Source organism: Micromonospora sp. ATA51, from assembly GCF_016802855.1.
Taxonomy (GTDB): domain Bacteria; phylum Actinomycetota; class Actinomycetes; order Mycobacteriales; family Micromonosporaceae; genus Micromonospora; species Micromonospora sicca.
In genome coordinates this window covers 1-14,975 of the sequence record NZ_JAEVHJ010000150.1, presented here as the reverse complement: position 1 = coordinate 14,975, position 14,975 = coordinate 1, and the positions used below count along the sequence as shown (strand labels likewise).

The window sequence follows — 14,975 nt, the reverse complement described above, 5'->3', positions numbered from 1 at the left end:
CAGCCCCATCATCACGGTGAGGCTGAGCGAGACCAGGGCGACCACCCCGGCGAAGAACTCGGTGAAGAAGAAGCCGTACGCGTACACCGTCCCGCCCGCCCTCGACGAGACCCAGGTGGACGGGCCGCCGCCCATCACCGACGGCACCCGGGTGGACGCGCCGGTTCCCGTGGCGGTCGACGACGACACCCGGGTGGAGCCGCCGGTTCCCCCGGGGGCCGACGACGACACCCGGGTCGACGCGCCGACGCCGCGCGGGCCGGCGAACCCGACCTCGGTCATGCCGGCGCCGGTGAGTCCGGTGCGTCGACGGGCCGCGCCACCGTCGTTCCCGGCACGAAGCCGGACCACAAGCGGCGCAACCTGCTGATCGGCGTGCTGGTCGCGCTCCTGCTGGTCGGCCTGGCGGTGGCCGTACCGCTGCTGAACAGCGGGGACCACAACGGCAACGGGGGTCAGCAGGCCGGCGCTGCCCGGTCCGCCGCGTCGCAGGCGCCGCCGGCCGGGCCGAGTGACGCACCGAGCGCTGCATCGACCTCGGCCGCCCCGACCAGCGCCGCCCCCAGCCCGTCGGCGTCCGCTTCGCCCTCCGCCGCCGCCGGCACGCTGCCCGCCGGTTGGCGTTACTACCGGGGCCCGAACGGCTTCCAGGTCCCGCTCCCGGACGGATGGCGGAGCACCGCCGGCCGAAACTCGGTCACCTTCTCCGATCCGGGCAGCCTGCGGAGGCTGTATGTCCAGTGGACCGACTCGCCGAAGCCGGATGCTGTCGCGGACTGGAAGAGCCAGGAATCGTCGCGCAAGAACTACGTCAGCAACTACCAGTACCTCAGCATCACCCGCTGCGACGCCTACCGGACATGCGCCGACTGGGACTGGCTGCAGACGCGGGACGGCACCCGGATCCACGTCCGCAACCGCGGCATCGCCACCGCCAGCAACCGGGGCTACGCCCTCCGCTGGGAGGTTCCGGCGAACGACTGGAACGCCAACCTGGCCAACTTCGACGTGATCGCCAAGGGCTTCAAGCCGGACCGGGTGAACTGACCTGGCGGAATTCCCGCCACTGCGAAAGACTCGCATGGCCTTCCGTCGGACGGGGTACTGATCTCACGACGACGGAAGGAGGTACGACATGGGTTACCGACGCAAGGACACCCGGCCCCGGCTGGCACTGTGGATGCTGGTCGCGCTCGGGGACATCGTCCTGCTGCTGGTGAGTGCCGGCGTCCCCGCGCTGGTCGCGCTGCTCGGTGTCGTGGCCGTCACCGTCGCCGGGGTGGCCGCCTGGCGTCTGACGCGGCGGAGCGCCCTGGCCGGAGAGGGCATTGTTCCCGTGCCGGTCGGCGCCCGACGGAGGGCCTGACCGACGCAGGACAACGGTGGCGGCAGCCGGACCAGCTATCGACCGAGGGTGATAGGCGATCCCGCTGCCGCCGATCTGGCGTCAGTGATCAGGTGTTGTTGGCCAGGGCGATCAGTCGGGTCCGGTCGCCGTTCCAGTAGTTGCGGTCGACGGCGCCGCTGATCCCGGAGACGCTGCCGCTGGAGGTGTACTGCCAGAAGCTCCAGAACGGGGCGCCGGCGGGCAGGGTGCCGACGGTGCTGGACCAGCGGGCGATCCAGAGCGGGTGGTTGGCCCACGGGGCCGTCCAGCTGCCGGTGCACTGGTTCCACCAGCTCGTGGTGGTGTAGATGACCGCGTACCGGCTGGTGCGGGACTTGTAGGTGTTCAGGAAGTCCTGGATCCAGGTCCGCATCCCGGAGGTGGTCTTGCCGTAGCAGTAGCCGCCGCTGTACGGGTTGGCCTCCAGGTCGAGGGCCGCCGGGAGGGTGCGGCTGTCAGCGGACCAGGCGCCGCCGTTGCTGGCGAGGTAGCTGGCCTGGGTCGAGCCGGCCGAGATGTTGGGCCGGGCGAAGTGGTACGCCCCGCGGATCACGCCGGCGTTGTAGGCGTTCACGTAGTTGGCGTTGAAGGCCGAGTCCTTCACGCTGGTGCCCTCGGTGGCCTTGATGAAGGCGAACTGGATGCCGGCGTTGCGGACGCTCGTCCAGTTGATCGAACCCTGGTAGTGCGAGACGTCGATGCCGGGAGTGGTTGCTGCGGCGGCCGGTCCGGCGGTCGCGACGAGGGCCGCGGCCGCGGTGGCGACGACGGTGAGGCCGGCGGCGAGGAGCCGGCGTACGGAGAGTGTGGTACGGGCCATTGTTGCCTCCAGGGACGTCAACCAATTGACGCCCATCTTTGGAGGTAACTGCCCTAGATCACAAGAGGCTCTAAAGAATTCTTCATAGATGGCAATCGTCGCCCGGGCGGCTGATCAATGACGGTCAGCGGAGGGTGGCGGGGTCGATCTCCCAGCGGAAGGGCTCGGTCAGGGTCAGTGTCTCGCCCGCCTTGGCCACCCGGTCCTCGACGTAGTGCGCGCCGTCGAGCCGGTACAGCCGCAGCGAGTGGCTGTCACCGTCCTGCTCGACCAGCAGATACCACGGGATGCGGGCGATGGCGTAGAGCTGCATCTTGACGAGCCGGTCGGCCGCGGCGTTGCCCGGCGAGACGATCTCGCAGATCAGCCTGACCTCACCCGCTTCGATGATGCTGCCCTCATCGTCGGTCTCCGCTACCACCACGTCGGGGATGGCGATCCGGTCGACCCCGAGCCGGACGTTGACCGCCTCGAAAACCAGGAAACCGCGCGGGCGGGCGGCCGGCCGCAGGCTGTCCACCAGGTTCCAGGACACCAACTGATGCCGCTTGCTCGGAGCAGGGCTCACTATCAAACTCCCGTCGAGCAGCTCGATGCGAGCCCGCGTCTCGCCCAGGCCGAAGTAGTCGGCCTCGGTCCAAAGGCCGACGTGCGACTCCAGTGGTTCCGCACTCATCGGCTTTCACCTCCCGCTGCCGGCATCACCTGGTCAGTCTCCCACGACGAAGGCGGCGGGCACTGACCTGACACGGGAAGGACCGGTAGGCTCCCCGCCCATGCCCCTGATCGACGGCCTGACCACCCTCTGGGACAAGCTGCTCGGCGCGCAGCCCGACCCGCCGCCGCTGCTCGTCCTGCTCACCGCCATTGTCGCGCTGGTGGTCGTCGCCACCCGCCTGCCCTGGCGGATCGCCCGCAACGCCGTCACCATCGCGCACGAGGGCGGGCACGCGCTGGTGGCCCTGCTGACCGGCCGGAAGTTGCGCGGCATCCGGTTGCACTCGGACACCTCCGGGCTCACCCTCTCCGCCGGCCGGCCCACCGGCCCGGGGATGATCCTCACCCTGCTCGCCGGGTACGTCGCCCCGTCGCTGGTCGGCCTCGCCGGCGCCTGGCTGCTCGCCGGCAACCGGATCACCCTGCTGCTCTGGGTCGCCGTGGCGCTGCTGCTGGCCATGCTGGTGCTGATCCGCAACGTCTTCGGCGTGCTCTCGCTGCTGGTCACCGGCGGGGCGGTGCTCGCCGTCTCCTGGTACGCCTCCGCGCAGGTGCAGGCCGCCTTCGCCTGGACCTCCGTCTGGTTCCTGCTCCTCGGCGGCGTACGGCCGGTGGTGGAGCTGCAACGGCTGCGCAGCCGGGGCCGGATGCCGGAGTCCGACGCCGACCAGCTCGCCCGGCTGACGCCGTTCCCGGCACTGTTCTGGGTGACCGTCTTCGCGCTGGTCAGCCTGGCCGCCCTCGGCGTCGGCGCGCTGCTGCTCGCGGGCCCGATCCTGACCGACGCCGGCCTCACCCTCTGAACGAACCGGGCGAGCCGGCGGAGGACCCGGGCGAGTCGCCGGGGGGACTCAAGCCGGCCGTGGAGGGACCGCGGCGGGCCGGGCGCGTGGTTAGGCTGCCCGGGCATGGATGAGGTGACCACCCGGAATCGGGCCGCGTACGACCGGATCGCCGAGGACTTCGCCGCCCGTAATCCCGACGTGCCCGTCCCGTACCTGACGCTGGCCGACGAGTTCCAGCGGCGGGCCGACGGGCCGCTGCTCGACCTTGGCTGCGGGCCGGGCCGGGACCTCGGCTTCTGGGCCGCCCGGGGCGCGACGACCGTCGGCCTGGACCTGTCGGCCGCCATGCTGCGGGCGGCCCGGGCGCGGGTGCGGGCCCCGCTGGTGCAGGCCGACCTGCTGCGGCTGCCGTTCCGGGCCGGCGCGTTCGGCGGGGTCTGGTGCTCGGCTTCGCTGCTGCACCTCCCCAAGGCCGCCGCCCCGGCCACGTTGGGCGGCATCCGGCGGGTGCTGCGGCCCGGCGGGCCGCTGCTGCTCAGCGTCTAGGAGGGCGAGGGGGAGAGCTGGGAGCGGTGGCCCGGGGAGACTGCAGACCGCTTCTTCGCCTGGTACCGGATGGAGGAGATCGAGGATCTGCTGAGCGGTGCGGGGTTCACCCCGCTGCGCGCGGCACGGGACGTCTCGCACATCGGCCAGCGGTGGATCTGCCACCTCGCCGCGGCGGGCTGACCCGACGACGGGCAGAATCGGACAGATGCGATACGTGATCATCGGGGCGGGCGCGGTCGGCGGCACCATCGGCGTACGGCTGGGGGAGGCCGGCCGCGACGTGGCGTTGGTGGCCCGCGGCGCGCACCTGGACGCGATCCGGGACCGGGGGCTGATCCTGCGCTCCCCGGACGGGACGGTGACCTGGCGCGGGCGGCCACCGACGGGCCGTCCGCCGAGCCGCTGCCGGCCGACACCGTGCTGGTGCTGACGGTGAAGTCGCAGGACACCGAGGCGGCGCTGGCCGCCTGGGTGGATGCGCCGGTCGACGGTGGCGGTACGGCGGGAGAGCGGTTGCCGCTGCTCGTCGCCCAGAACGGGGTGGCCAACGAGCGAGCCGCGCTGCGGCTCTTCGCCCGGGTGCACCCGGTCTGCGTCTGGCTGCCCGCCACCCACCTGGAGCCCGGCGTGGTCGTCGCCAACGGCCACCCGCACCCGGGGATGCTGCACCTGGGCCGCTACCCGTCCGGGTCGGACGACACCAGCCGGGCGATCGCCGCCGACCTGACGGCCGCCGGGTTCGTCGCCCCGGTCCGCGACGACGTGATGCGCTGGAAGTACGGCAAGCTGCTGAGCAACCTCGGCAACGGCCTCCAGGCGCTGCTCGGGCGGGACATCCCGGAACCGCTCGCCGAGCGGGTCCGGGCCGAGGGGGTCGCGGCGTTCGCCGCGGCCGGGATCGCGCACACCTCGCCCGAGGAGGAGGCGGCCGAGCGCGGCGACCAGGTCCGGCACCGTCCGGTCGACGGCGAGGAACGGTCCGGCGGCTCGACCTGGCAGAGCCTGGCGCGGGGCACGGGTTCGGCCGAGGCCGACCACCTCAACGGCGAGATCGTGCTCCTCGGCCGGCTGCACGGCGTGGCGACGCCGGCGAACGCGGCGGTCCAGCTCGCGGTGCGGCAGGCGCTGCGCGAGCGGATCCCGGCGGGCGGCTTCCCGCTCGCCGAGCTGGAGCGGCTGATCGGCTGAGGTTCCGCCGTGCTCACCGCGCGGCCTCGGGGGAAGCGCTCCATGTCACAGCGGGACAGCTTCCCGGGGGGCCGGGCAAAGAAAGACCGGCCGGCGGGGCAACCACCCGTGCGACGCCAGGCGTGTCTCCTGCGACCACGGGGAGGTGGCAGATTGCCGGACATCGACGGGTTCGACGAGTTCTATCGCGGCAGTCGACAACGGCTGCTCGGGTTCGTCTACGTGCTCACCGGGAATCTCGCCGAGGCGCAGGACGCCGTCCAGGAGGCGTACATCCGCGCCTGGCAGCGCTGGTCGACGGTGAGCGGGTACGACGACCCGGAGGCGTGGGTGCGGGTGGTGGCCAGCCGCATCGCGGTGAGCCGGTGGCGCAGCCTGCGCAGCCGGGCCCGGGCGTACCTGCGGCACGGGGTCGAGGAGAGCGTCCCGGCGCCGAGCACCGAGACGGTGGAGGTGGTGGCCGCGCTGCGCCGGCTGCCCGAGGCCCAGCGCACCGCCATCGCGCTGCACTACCTGCTCGGTATGCCGGTCGCCGAGGTGGCGCGGGAGACCGAGGCCCCGGTGGGCACAGTCAAGGCCCGACTCTCCCGGGGGCGTGCCGCACTCGCCGGACTGCTCGCGGTCGTGGATCTGGAGGAGGAGGCCGCAGATGCGTGACGACGTGACGTTTGTCGAGCGGTTGCACCGGGACCTGCGGGACGTCTCCTGGCCGGAGCCGACCGAGATCCGCGTCCGGGCCCGGCGCCGCACGCGTCGTACTGCGGGGGTGGTGGCTGCGGTCGTGCTGGCGGTCACCTCGGCCACCGCCGTCCTGGCGCCCCGTCCCGGTGCCCCGGAGCCACCCACCGCCCCCACGTCCGGGGATCCGGCCGTCGGTGGGAGGGCCGAGATTTCCACGGAGGCGCTGCTGGCACCGTCCGACCTGCCGGTGAAGAGCGACGAGGGCCTCGGCGACTCGGGGCTCGATGAGCGGGTCCGGGTCGACGACATTCTCCGATCGTGTGCCCTGGACCAGGGGCTGCCGGCGGACCAGGCCATCTCGCGCTACTCCCGCTCGCAGACCCTGCTGGGCACCTTCGAGGCCGGAACCCTCGTGTCCCGGGCCCCAGTGATCAGCCAGGACGTCTACCGGCTGACCACTGAGGCGGCGGGCCAGGTCTTCACCGACCTCGACCGGCTGGTGGCCGCCTGCACGGCGTGGCGGCAGAGGCTTCCGATCCAGGGGGAGGGGAAGACGGTCAGCGCCACGGTGGTGCACCAGTGGACGGTGACCGAGCGCGACTTCGCCGGCGACCAGGCGGTCCTGCTGCGGCACACCATCTCGGTTCCACTGGACGCGGTGACGGGCAAGCCCGTCGGCTTCACGCCCCTGCCCCAGATCACGCTGGTCGTCCGGGTCGGTGACCTGGTCACCGTACTGGTACCGGCCGATCCCATGCTGCCGTTCGTGCCGGGCAGCGACGTGACCGACGCGCAGCTGCGCGACGTGGCGCGCGCCGCGGCCCGCCGGATGTGCTCCGCGGCCAACCCTGGCTGCTGACGCGACGAGGCCCCCGCCGACCACGGCGGGGGCCTCGGTGCAACCGCTACAGCGGGATGTTTCCGTGCTTTTTCGGGGGCAGGGTCTCGCGCTTGGTGCGCAGCACCCGCAGCGCCCGGACGATCTGGGTACGCGTCTCGTGCGGCGGGATCACCGAGTCGACGTACCCACGCTCGGCGGCGATGTACGGGTTGGCCAGGGTGTCCTCGTACTCGGCGATCTTCTCGGCCCGGACGGCGGCCGGGTCGTCGGCGTTCGCCAGCTCCGAGCGGTAGAGGATGTTCACCGCGCCCTGCGCGCCCATCACCGCGATCTGCGCGGTCGGCCAGGCGAAGTTCAGGTCCGCGCCGAGGTGCTTCGAGCCCATCACGTCGTACGCCCCGCCGTACGCCTTGCGGGTGATCACGGTGACCTTCGGGACGGTCGCCTCGGCGTACGCGTAGATGAGCTTCGCGCCGCGGCGGATGATGCCGTCCCACTCCTGGCCGGTGCCGGGGAGGAAGCCGGGGACGTCCACGAAGGTCAGCACCGGGATGTTGAACGCGTCGCAGGTGCGCACGAACCGGGCCGCCTTCTCCGAGGCGGCGATGTCCAGGGTGCCGGCGAAGTGCATCGGCTGGTTGGCGACCACGCCGACCGGGCGTCCCTCGACCCGGCCGAAGCCGACCACCAGGTTCTGCGCGTAGAGCGGCTGGACCTCCAGGAACTCCCCGTCGTCGAGGACGTGCTCGATGACTCGGTGGATGTCGTACGGCTGGTTGGCCGAGTCCGGGATCAGCGTGTCCAGTTCCCGGTCCTCGTCGTGATGTCGAGGTCGGCGGGGGACTCGAACACCACCGGCTCGTCGAGGTTGTTCGACGGCAGGTAGGACAGCAGCGCCTTGACGTACTCGATCGCGTCCTCCTCGTCGGCGCCGAGGTAGTGCGCGTTGCCGCTGCGCGAGTTGTGGGTGCGGGCGCCGCCCAGCTCCTCCATCCCGACGTCCTCGCCGGTGACCGTCTTGATCACGTCGGGGCCGGTGATGAACATGTGCGAGGTCTGGTCGACCATCACGGTGAAGTCGGTGACCGCCGGGGAGTAGACCGCGCCGCCCGCGCACGGGCCCATGATCAGCGAGATCTGCGGGATGACGCCGCTGGCCCGGACGTTGCGGAAGAAGATCTCCCCGTAGAGGCCGAGCGAGGCGACCCCCTCCTGGATGCGCGCGCCGCCGGAGTCGTTGATGCCGACGACCGGGCAGCCGATCTTCATGGCCAGGTCCATCACCTTGACGATCTTCTCGCCGAAGACCTCGCCCAGCGAGCCGCCGAAGACCGTGAAGTCCTGCGCGAAGACGCAGACCTGCCGGCCGTCCACGGTGCCGTAGCCGGTGACCACGCCGTCACCGTACGGGCGGTTCTTCTCCAGCCCGAAGGCCGTCGACCGGTGCCGGGCCAGCTCGTCCAGCTCGACGAAGGAGCCCTCGTCGAGCAGCATCTCGATGCGCTCCCGCGCGGTCTTCTTGCCCCTCGCGTGCTGCTTCTCGACCGCGCGCGCCGACCCGGCGTGCACCGCCTCGTCGACCCGACGGTCCAGGTCCGCCAGCTTGCCCTCAGTGCTGTGGATGTTGATCCCGGTCTCGGTAGTCACCCAGGGAATATAACGATGGTTCAGGCGGCCGCCGCTGTGCAGTGCGCCTCACCGGGCTCCCGGCGGTATCCGGCCGACGCCGGGAGGGCGGGGCCGTAGGCTGGCGGGATGGCCGGCTCGCCGTACACCGATCTGGACCGCCCCCCGCTGTCGGCGGCCCGGCTGCGGCGCGCGCTGATCGCGCCGCACGGCCCGTGGCGCCGCCTGGAGTTGCGCGCGGAGACCGGCTCCACCAACGCCGACGTGGTCTCCGCCGCGCGGGCCGGCGAGCCGGAGGGCCTGGTGGTGGTCGCCGAGCGGCAGACCGCCGGCCGGGGCCGGCGCGGCCGGGTCTGGCAGTCGCCGCCCCGGGCTGGCATCGCGACCAGCGTCCTGCTCCGGCACGGCGAGGCCGTCCCGGAGCGCGGCTGGTCGCCCGTCCAACCCGCCGGGTACGGCTGGCTGCCGCTGCTCGCCGGGGTCGCGCTGGTCGAGGCGGTGGCCCGGCTGGCCGAGCTGGAGGCCGCCCTGAAGTGGCCCAACGACCTGCTGATCGACGGCGCGAAGTGCGCCGGGGTGCTCGCCGAGGCGGTCCCCGGCGCCGTCCCGACCCAGCCACCGGCCATCGTGGTCGGCATCGGCCTCAACGTCACGCTCCGCGCCGACGAGCTGCCCGACAACCCCACCGGGCTGCCGGCCACCTCGCTGCAGCTCGCCGGGGCGGCGGCGACCGACCGCGATCCGCTGCTGCGCGCCCTGCTCCGCTCGCTCGCCGACTGGTACGACCGCTGGCGCGACGCCGGCGGCGACGCGGTGGCCAGCGGGCTGCGCGACGCGTACCTGGCCGGCTGCGCCACGATCGGCCGCCAGGTTCGGGTGCTGCTGCCGGACGGCCGCGAGGTGAACGGCACCGCGACCGGCGTGGATCCGGACGGCCAGCTGCTGGTCGAGGGGCCCGCGGGGCAGCTGCGGCTCGCCGCCGGCGAGGTACTGCACGTGCGCTGACCCGCTTTAGCGCCGCGCGGCTGATCCCTGGGCGAGCGTCGACCGGTTACGGTCAGCCCGTCCTGTTCTGCGAGGAGGTTTCCGTGGCGTTCCCCGAAGACGTGCTCACCGAGGATGAGCACGTCGTGCTCCACCTGCACCCGCACTGGAAGGCGCTGTTGCGGCCGATCCTGGTGCTGGTGCTCGCCGTCGCGGCGGTGGTGGCGGGTTGGCTCCTGCTGCCCGACGGCGACGGCGGCACGATCGCGCTCTACGCGATCGCCGCGCTCGGCCTGGCGCTGGTGTGCTGGCTGGGTCTCTGGCCGTTCCTGGTCTGGCGGACCACGCACTACCTCTTCACCGACGAGCGGGTGCTGCTCCAGGAGGGGGTGTTCTCCCGGAACCGGCGGGACCTCCCGTTGACCCGGATCAACGACCACTCGATGCACCAGCGGTTCCTGGAGCGGCTGCTCGGCTGCGGCACCCTGACCATCGAGTCGGCCGGCGAACGCGGCCAGTCGGTGCTCAACGACGTGCCGCACGTCGACCGGGTGCAGACCAGGCTCTACGAGCTGGTCGAGGCCCACCACGACAAGCACTCCCTGGGCGACGGCGAGATGCGCGAGATCCTCGCCGACATGCGCGACGGCAAACCCCTCCGCGACCCCAGCGTCTGACCCCTTTTTGTTGATCAAGAGGTTTGCGTCGCGGCCGACGCGAACCTCTTGACCAACTTCGGCTGGGGCCGCGGCCGGGCTGGGCCGGGTGGTCAGCGGCGGGGGGAGTGGCGGGTGCCGGCGTGGATTTCGGCGGCGAGTTCGGCGTCCAGGTCGCTGTCGAGGGTGCGGCCGAGGGCCGGGCCCATGGCGGCGTCCGCCGGGGCGGGGCGACCCTGGGTCGGGGCGCCGTACTCCGCGCCGGCGCGGCGACCGGCCGTCCGACTCCGGTGCTCGCCCGGCGGGGGCTCGGACTCCTCCAGCTCGCTGACCGACTCGGCCAGCTCCGCCACCGGGTCCATCTCCGCCATGGTGTCCCACTCGTCGCGCGGGATGCTGTGCCAGGTCGCCTGCGCGTGCTTCGGCACCGGCTGGAAGACGAACGTCCGGTACGACCAGAAACGGAACATGGTGGCCAGCAGTACGCCACCGGTCTTCGCCACGTTCAGCGCCAGCAGGCTGGTCACGCCGAGGCCGTACTTCGCTGCGGCGAGGACGCCGAGTTCGATGATCAGGCCGGTGGCGTTGAACAGGAAGAAAAGGACGTATTCGCGGCGTAGCGCCGACTTCGGGCGATCCCGGTACGTCCAGTGCCGATTCATCAGATACGAGGTGATCGTGGCCACGATGGTCGCGATGACCGTCGCCTTGAGCTGCCCGTCGCGGAAAACGGTCAGTGCCAGCGCATTGAACACCGCGTAATTGATGACGGTGTTGATGCCACCGACGATGCCGAATTTGAGCGCCTCGTGGATGAACTTCTGCCAGCGCTCGGGCAGCAGACGGACCAGACGCATGCGGAACACCTTAGGGCAGTGGGCAGGGCCGGCTCGGCCCGGCAGGACGGGGTGGGCGGTAGGTCACGCCCCGGAGTCTCGGTCGTGGCTCGTTCCCGGAAGCGGGGGAATTCCCGCTTCCACGAAAACGAACCGCCGGTACGACCAGAATCGGAACAGCGTCCCGAGGCCGGTGCCGACGATGAAGCTGGCGATGTTGTCGGCCAGCGGGGTCTGGAACACCCCGGGCCAGATGCTGCCCAACCCGTAGCGGCTGATCGCGAGGCAGGCGACGGCGATGCCCAGGCCGACCCCGTTGAAGAAGAAGAACAGCGCGTACTCCCGGGCGGGGTTGGAGCGCTGGCGGTGCCGCCAGGTCCAGAACCGGTTGCCCAGGAACGCCATGGTCGCGGCGATCACCGTGGAGATGGTCTTCGCGGCGACCGGCGGCATGTGGCGGACGCTGGCCAGGTAGTTGAAGAGCGCGAAGTCCACCAGGAACGCGAGCCCGCCCACCGTGGCGAACTTGCTCAACTCCCGGACGAGGTGACCGAAACGGTCGAGGAGGAAACCGATCAGACCCGGCCGGGTCTGCTTAGCGCCCGGTTGGTCCCCGGTCATCGTCGCGGCCACCCGCCGAGCCTACCGGGTGCCCGCACGGTGGACGGGTAGCACGGACGAGCCGGATCCGACCGCGTCCCACGGGGACGCCGCCCGGTTCGTCGTGCGGTGAGCAGAGCGTAACCGGCCGTGGCGGAATTGCGGATCGGATCACCCAATCGCCGCCCTCGGCACGGGCGGGCGCTTCCGCTCATCGTGCACCAGCGACCGGACCTCGCGACGGGCGTCCGCCGGAGGTTCGCCGCAGGATTTGCGTGAAACTGCGCGCGAAAGCGGGTATCAGATCGCGATGCCGCAGCGTGGCCCTACCTTGTGCAGTTCTTCACAACCAGTCCCACTGACTGGCGAGGCAGCCCGGTTTACGCTGAGCCCAATCCCAGGTTTCCACGAAGGCGACGACTCGCTCGCCAGAACTCGTGCACCCCATACATCGGTCAGCGTCGACCACAAGGAGATGTGACATGGTTGCTCCGGCTACTGTTCGGGGTATCGATCAGGCCCCGACGTCCAACCCCAAACTGCTCGCCTGGGTCCGAGAGGTCGCGGAACTGACCACCCCCGACCGGGTGGTCTGGGTGGACGGGTCCGATGAGGAGTGGCGCCGCCTCACCGACGAACTGGTCGAAAAGGGCACCCTGATCCGGCTGAATCCCGAGAAGAAGCCCAACTCGTTCTACGCACGGACCGACCCGACGGACGTCGCCCGCGTCGAGGAGCGCACCTTCATCTGCTCCGTCGACGAGGCGGACGCCGGCCCCACCAACAACTGGATGGCGCCGGCCGAGATGAAGCGGACGATGACCGAGCTGTACCGCGGCAGCATGCGCGGACGCACCATGTACGTCATCCCGTTCGTCATGGGCCCGGTCGAGGCCGAGAGCCCCATGTTCGGCGTCGAGATCACGGACAGCCCGTACGTGGTCGCCTCGATGCGCATCATGACCCGGATGGGCGCCAAGATTCTCGAGGCGATGGGCGACGACGCGGACTTCGTGCACGCCCTGCACTCGATCGGCGCCCCGCTCGCACCCGGCCAGCAGGACGTCTCGTGGCCGTGCAACGAGACGAAGTACATCTCGCACTTCCCCGAGACCCGGGAGATCTGGTCGTTCGGCTCCGGCTACGGCGGCAACTCGCTGCTCGGCAAGAAGTGCTACTCGCTGCGGATCGCGAGCGTGATGGGGCGCGACGAGGGTTGGCTCGCCGAGCACATGCTGATCCTCAAGATCACCTCACCGGAGGGCAAGGTCTACCACATCGCCGGCGCGTTCCCGTCCGCCTGCGGCAAGACCAACCTGGCCATGGTGGAGCCGACCATCCCGGGCTGGAAGGTCGAGACCATCGGCGACGACATCGCCTGGATGCGCTTCGGCGAGGATGGCCGCCTGTACGCGGTCAACCCCGAGTACGGCCTGTTCGGCGTCGCACCCGGCACCGACTGGAAGACCAACGCCAACGCCATGCGGACGCTGGACCGGGGCAACTCCATCTTCACCAACGTGGGCCTCACCGACGACGGGGACATCTGGTGGGAGGGCATGGGCGAGCCCCCGGCGCACCTCATCGACTGGAAGGGCCGGGACTGGACGCCGGAGAGCGGCGAACTCTCCTCGCACGCCAACAGCCGCTTCTGCACTCCGATCACCCAGTGCCCGATCCTGGCCGAGGAGTACTACGACCCGAACGGCGTGCCGATCGACGCGATCCTCTTCGGGGGCCGGCGACGGGACACCATCCCGCTGGTCACCGAGGCCCGCGACTGGGTGCACGGCGTCTACATGGGCGCGACGCTCTCCTCGGAGACCACCGCCGCCGCCTCCGGCGCGGTCGGCGTGGTCCGCCGCGACCCGATGGCCATGCTGCCGTTCATCGGCTACCACGCCGGCGACTACTTCCGGCACTGGATCGAGATGGGCAAGGGCGCCGACGGCGACGCGGCCAAGCTGCCCAAGATCTACTACGTGAACTGGTTCCGCAAGGACCCCGAGGGCAACTTCCTCTGGCCCGGATTCGGCGAGAACTCCCGCGTGCTCAAGTGGGTCATCGAGCGGATCGAGGGCACCGCCGACGCGGTGGAGACCCCGATCGGCATGGTCCCGGCCCAGGACGCCCTGGACGTCGAGGGCCTGGACATGACCCCGGAGGACGTCCGGATCGCCCTCAAGGTCGACCCGGAGGAGTGGCGCAAGGAACTGCCGCTGGTCACCGAGTGGTTCGAGAAGTTCGGTGACAAGCTGCCCGGCGTCCTCTGGGCCGAGCTGGACGCGCTGCGCGCCCGGCTCGACGCGGAGCAGCCGCAGAAGTAGGTGTGACGGTTGCCCCTACCGGGCAACATCAAATCCCATGAGGACGGCCGCCGAGACCAGCCAGGTCCGGCGGCGTCCGCCGTCCGGGCGCTGACCACCCTGCTCGCCGTCACGGCGGCGGCCACCGTCGTGGTCGAGCTGCTCAATTACTGGTACGCCCCGGAGCAGGAGTTCGGCCTGGCCGTACGCACCGGCTGGGCGATGCTCCGCTCGCTCGGCTTCCTGGTGCTCATCGGGCACGTCAACCGCGGCCGTACCGTGGCCAGACCGTTCGGGCTGATCCTCGCGGTCACCACGGTCTTCGCGGTGGGGCGGCTCTTCGTACCCCGGGAAGGGGTGCCCGCGCTGCCCGGCCTGCTGGGGTTCGGGCTGCTCACCGCGCTCTGCGTGGCCGTGGTCGTGCTGCTCTACCGCTCGGACGCCGTCGGCGGGCACCTGGTCCGGCACCGGAAGTCCCTGGTCGTGGAGGGCGGGATGATCTCCTGGCGGGAGGTCGCGCCGAAGCGACCGCCGGTGACCGGGTGGCTGCTCACCAGCCGGGTCGCCGCGTTCACCTACAGCCCGCTGATGCTCGTACCGGCGCTGGTCGCCGGCGGGTCCATCCTGGACGGACGGCTCAGCGCCGTGCCGGCCGTGCTCTTCTGGTTCCTCGCCGGCATCGCCGTCAGCTACCTGGTTCTTCTCTGCACCGCCTTCCTGATGCGCGGCCGGGCCTGGGCCCGCCGGCTCCTGGTCGCGATCACCCTCGGTGTGCTCGCCGTCGACCTGCCGCTCTGCTGGTGGCTGCTCGGCGTCGACGGCCTGATCCGGGACGGCGGACCCCTGGTGGCCGCCGCCCTCCTGGCCCTCTACGGTCTCCGGCGCGCCGACCGGCCGCCGGCTGGCTGACCGCGACGAGCGCGGCGAGTTCGTCGTCGACCCGGGAGCGCACGTGGTGACGCCGGCCGCCGCTGGCCTCGTCGAGAAGCTGTGCGAAGC

General features: G+C 71.3%; 16 protein-coding genes and 3 pseudogenes. 12 read left to right on the top strand and 7 right to left on the bottom strand.

Annotation, left to right across the window (positions count from 1 at the left end):
* Positions 1-282: pseudogene (locus tag JNW87_RS21945) on the bottom strand (hypothetical protein); the annotation flags it as partial.
* Between the two features lie 93 nt (positions 283-375).
* On the opposite strand from JNW87_RS21945, the gene JNW87_RS21940 reads away from it, so the two are divergent.
* The gene (locus tag JNW87_RS21940; protein ID WP_238454315.1) at positions 376-1,047 is read left to right on the top strand and encodes a hypothetical protein; all 672 of its coding nucleotides are present in this window, start codon (positions 376-378) and stop codon (positions 1,045-1,047) included.
* An 88-nt stretch (positions 1,048-1,135) separates the two neighbouring features.
* A complete protein-coding gene (locus JNW87_RS21935; RefSeq protein ID WP_109799663.1) occupies positions 1,136-1,366 on the top strand; it encodes a hypothetical protein in 231 nt (76 codons plus the stop codon).
* A gap of 88 nt (positions 1,367-1,454) precedes the next feature.
* Here the strand turns inward: JNW87_RS21935 and JNW87_RS21930 are convergent, their stop codons facing one another.
* Both JNW87_RS21930 and JNW87_RS21925 read right to left on the bottom strand, forming a co-directional pair.
* On the bottom strand, positions 1,455-2,207 hold the full coding sequence (locus JNW87_RS21930; protein ID WP_109799664.1) for a GH25 family lysozyme: 753 nt from the start codon (positions 2,205-2,207) through the stop codon (positions 1,455-1,457).
* 124 nt (positions 2,208-2,331) lie between these two features.
* Positions 2,332-2,883, bottom strand: a complete 552-nt coding sequence (locus JNW87_RS21925) for a Uma2 family endonuclease (protein WP_109799665.1) — start codon at positions 2,881-2,883, stop codon at positions 2,332-2,334.
* 100 nt (positions 2,884-2,983) lie between these two features.
* On the opposite strand from JNW87_RS21925, the gene JNW87_RS21920 reads away from it, so the two are divergent.
* The 6 genes from JNW87_RS21920 (at position 2,984) to JNW87_RS21895 (ending at position 6,986) form a co-directional block, all read left to right on the top strand.
* Positions 2,984-3,727: a M50 family metallopeptidase gene (locus JNW87_RS21920; protein ID WP_109799666.1), complete on the top strand. Its 744-nt coding sequence runs from the start codon at positions 2,984-2,986 to the stop codon at positions 3,725-3,727.
* Positions 3,728-3,832: 105 nt separating this feature from the next.
* Positions 3,833-4,255 carry a class I SAM-dependent methyltransferase gene (locus JNW87_RS21915; protein WP_109799667.1) on the top strand — a complete coding sequence of 141 codons (423 nt, stop codon included), beginning with the start codon at positions 3,833-3,835 and terminating at the stop codon, positions 4,253-4,255.
* Positions 4,256-4,463: 208 nt separating this feature from the next.
* Entirely contained in the window at positions 4,464-4,688 is a 225-nt protein-coding gene (locus JNW87_RS39690) for a 2-dehydropantoate 2-reductase N-terminal domain-containing protein (RefSeq protein WP_255544175.1), read from the top strand.
* Positions 4,689-4,690: 2 nt separating this feature from the next.
* On the top strand, positions 4,691-5,446 hold the full coding sequence (locus JNW87_RS39685; RefSeq protein WP_309234016.1) for a ketopantoate reductase C-terminal domain-containing protein: 756 nt from the start codon (positions 4,691-4,693) through the stop codon (positions 5,444-5,446).
* Between the two features lie 153 nt (positions 5,447-5,599).
* Positions 5,600-6,103, top strand: coding sequence for a SigE family RNA polymerase sigma factor (locus JNW87_RS21900; protein WP_109799669.1), 504 nt, complete (start codon positions 5,600-5,602; stop codon positions 6,101-6,103).
* Positions 6,096-6,986 (top strand): hypothetical protein, encoded by an 891-nt coding sequence (locus tag JNW87_RS21895; protein WP_109799670.1) that lies wholly within the window; start codon positions 6,096-6,098, stop codon positions 6,984-6,986. Before JNW87_RS21900 ends, JNW87_RS21895 begins: the two co-directional genes overlap by 8 nt.
* A gap of 46 nt (positions 6,987-7,032) precedes the next feature.
* Here JNW87_RS21895 and JNW87_RS39680 read toward each other — a convergent pair.
* Positions 7,033-7,815, bottom strand: a pseudogene (locus JNW87_RS39680) (acyl-CoA carboxylase subunit beta); the annotation flags it as partial.
* Positions 7,761-8,462: an acyl-CoA carboxylase subunit beta gene (locus JNW87_RS39675; protein ID WP_255544177.1), complete on the bottom strand. Its 702-nt coding sequence runs from the start codon at positions 8,460-8,462 to the stop codon at positions 7,761-7,763. The pseudogene JNW87_RS39680 and the gene JNW87_RS39675, both read right to left, overlap by 55 nt.
* A 261-nt stretch (positions 8,463-8,723) precedes the next feature.
* Here JNW87_RS39675 and JNW87_RS21885 point away from each other — a divergent pair, with 261 nt between their 5' ends.
* Positions 8,724-9,599, top strand: coding sequence for a biotin--[acetyl-CoA-carboxylase] ligase (locus JNW87_RS21885; RefSeq protein WP_238454314.1), 876 nt, complete (start codon positions 8,724-8,726; stop codon positions 9,597-9,599).
* Between the two features lie 83 nt (positions 9,600-9,682).
* Positions 9,683-10,255 (top strand): PH domain-containing protein, encoded by a 573-nt coding sequence (locus JNW87_RS21880; RefSeq protein ID WP_238454313.1) that lies wholly within the window; start codon positions 9,683-9,685, stop codon positions 10,253-10,255.
* A gap of 92 nt (positions 10,256-10,347) precedes the next feature.
* Here JNW87_RS21880 and JNW87_RS21875 read toward each other — a convergent pair whose 3' ends face one another.
* Together JNW87_RS21875 and JNW87_RS21870 are read right to left on the bottom strand one after the other, a co-directional pair.
* The gene (locus JNW87_RS21875) at positions 10,348-11,091 is read right to left on the bottom strand and encodes a GtrA family protein (RefSeq protein WP_238454312.1); all 744 of its coding nucleotides are present in this window, start codon (positions 11,089-11,091) and stop codon (positions 10,348-10,350) included.
* A gap of 63 nt (positions 11,092-11,154) precedes the next feature.
* A complete protein-coding gene (locus tag JNW87_RS21870) occupies positions 11,155-11,691 on the bottom strand; it encodes a GtrA family protein (RefSeq protein WP_109805963.1) in 537 nt (178 codons plus the stop codon).
* A gap of 461 nt (positions 11,692-12,152) precedes the next feature.
* Between JNW87_RS21870 and JNW87_RS21865 the strand changes: the two genes are divergently transcribed.
* Both JNW87_RS21865 and JNW87_RS21860 read left to right on the top strand, forming a co-directional pair.
* Positions 12,153-13,997, top strand: coding sequence for a phosphoenolpyruvate carboxykinase (GTP) (locus tag JNW87_RS21865; protein WP_109805961.1), 1,845 nt, complete (start codon positions 12,153-12,155; stop codon positions 13,995-13,997).
* A 37-nt stretch (positions 13,998-14,034) separates the two neighbouring features.
* Positions 14,035-14,885: pseudogene (locus JNW87_RS21860) on the top strand (hypothetical protein).
* Positions 14,886-14,975: the final 90 nt, after the last annotated feature.